Genomic DNA, 2,123 nt, shown 5'->3' with positions numbered 1-2,123 from the left:
CTCGGACACCGAGCCGCCGCCGGCGAGCCCGGCCGCGAGGACGCCGTTGAACGTGTCGCCGGCGCCGGTGGTGTCCCGGACGTCCGCAGGCGGGGCAGGCAGGGGCGCCGCCCCCCGCTCGGGGTCGACCACCAGCACCCCGTCGCCGCCGAGCGTCACCACCACCGGGGCGCCCGTCCGAGCGGCCACCGCAGCCGCCATCTCCGCCACCGAGCCGGCCGCACCCTGCTCCACCAGCGCATAGAGGTCCCGCAGCTCCGACCGGTTCGGCGTGACCACCGGGCCGAGCCGCAGCAGGTCCACCAGCCCCGCAGTGACCGGTGCCGGGTTGAGCACACACGCCAGCCCGTGCGCGGCCGCGGTCTCCACCGCCGCGGCCACCGCGCCCGGCGGGATCTCGGTGCTCACCAGCACACAACCAGCCCAGCCCGCCGAGCGCGCCACCGCCGCGCGCACCGCCGCCGGGTCCACAGCCGCATTGGCGCCGGCACCGACAGCGATCTGATTCTCCCCGCCGCCGTCGACCACGATCAGGGCCACGCCGGTGGCGGCACCCTCGAGCACCGCCACATCGGTGACCTCGATCCCCTCCGCACGCAACTCCGCCAGGGCACCATCACCGGTGTCGTCCGCGCCGACGGCGCCGCAGTAACGGACCTCCGCACCGGCCCGGGCCGCGGCAACCGCCGCGTTCGCACCCTTCCCACCACCATGCCGCTCGACACCCGGACCGACCACGGTCTCCCCCGGCCCCGGCAGCCGGTCGGTCTGCACCACCAGATCGACGTTCACCGCGCCGACCACCACCAGCCGCGGCGTCATCCCTCCGACCTCGGCGGACACACCGAGTCCCGCACCTGAACGACGGCCGGGAGCTCGCCGATCGCGCCGGACTCGTCGTTTTCCAGCAGGTCGAACAAAGCCGACGCCGCCCGGAAGCCCATGTCGTGCGCAGGCTGACGCACAGTCGTCAACCGCGGCGTCAGCAACGCAGAGACCGGGAGATCGTCGAAGCCGACCACGCTCACGTCCTCCGGGATCCGCAGGCCGACCTCACGGCAGTACTCCATCGCCCCGATCGCCATCAGATCGTTCATACAGACCAACGCGGTAGGCCGGGGGTCGGCGGCCAGGGCCCGCGCCGCGAGCTCATGCCCGGATGCCTGCCGGTAGTCCCCGACGAGCACCGGCACCGAGTCCGGGTCCAGCCCGGCCCCGGCGAACGCTTCCCGGTACCCGGCCAGCCGCTGCTGGGCCGTCCACAGGCTGGGCGGCCCGCCGACGACGACGACACGGCGGTGCCCGTGCTCCATCACCAGCGTCGCGACCTCCCGCGCCCCCTTGCGGGCCTCGCACACCACTGCGGGAAGGTCCAGGCCCGGGATCTGCTCGTCGACCAGCACAACCGGCCCGGAGCGCGCCAGCTCGTAGATCGACGCCGGCATCGACCCGGTCCCGGACAGGTAGATCACGCCGTCGATGCGCTGGCTGCGCAGGAGCTGCGCCTGCTTCTCCTCCGGCAGCTCGGACGCGTCCGGCACCACCAAGACCACCAGCACGTCCCGGGCCGAGGCGGCCCGCTGCACACCCTCGGTGACCATCGCGAAGAACTGGTTGGTCAACTCGGGGACGATCATCCCGATCGTGGCCGCGCCGCGCCGCTTGAGGTTGCGGGCGGACTCGTTGGGCGAGTACTCGAGGAGTCGCAGCTCGTCGAGCAGCCGGTCCCGCAGCTCGCGGGCGACCGGCCCGGGGTCGGTGAGCACGTAGCTCACCGTGCTCACGGACACCCGGGCGTGCTCGGCCACGTCCTTCATCGTGGGCCGCCGGCGCCTGCGGTCGGACTGCGTCACGTCACGTCACCTTCGAGCTCTCAGGGGCTGTCACTGACCTCGCGGACCGCCTGCGGCCCAGGACAGTATCGACGTCCACAGTGCCGCATAGTGCTCCCACTCCACGAACTCCGGCGGAGCCCAGTGCGGCGCGAGATCCGAGGTGAACGCCACCGACCGACCCCGCCCGTACTCCCCCACCACCAGCAGCGGGTCGTCACCGGTCCGCGCCACCACCGTGGCGCCCGCCTTCGGGAACGTCCGGTTGTAGCCCAGCAGCACCGGCCACTC

The 2,123-nt window shown here is 73.3% G+C and carries 3 protein-coding genes; all 3 read right to left on the bottom strand.

The genetic code is table 11. From position 1 onward, the window contains the following. On the bottom strand, window positions 1-822 hold an 822-nt coding region (locus PKE99_RS37300), incomplete at its 3' end, for a PfkB family carbohydrate kinase (RefSeq protein ID WP_271214998.1). Beyond that, complete coding sequence (locus tag PKE99_RS37295; protein ID WP_271214997.1) at window positions 819-1,853, bottom strand: LacI family DNA-binding transcriptional regulator; 1,035 nt, start codon at window positions 1,851-1,853, stop codon at window positions 819-821. The genes PKE99_RS37295 and PKE99_RS37300, both read right to left, overlap by 4 nt. A gap of 30 nt (window positions 1,854-1,883) precedes the next feature. After that, window positions 1,884-2,123: glutamine amidotransferase (locus tag PKE99_RS37290; RefSeq protein WP_271214996.1), on the bottom strand; the 240-nt coding region annotated here is incomplete at its 5' end.

Origin of the sequence: Pseudonocardia halophobica, assembly GCF_027922425.1 — a bacterium.
Taxonomy (GTDB): Bacteria; Actinomycetota; Actinomycetes; order Mycobacteriales; family Pseudonocardiaceae; genus Pseudonocardia; species Pseudonocardia halophobica.
Note: the sequence above shows the minus strand (reverse complement) of the source record. Positions and strands in the feature narration are given on the sequence as shown.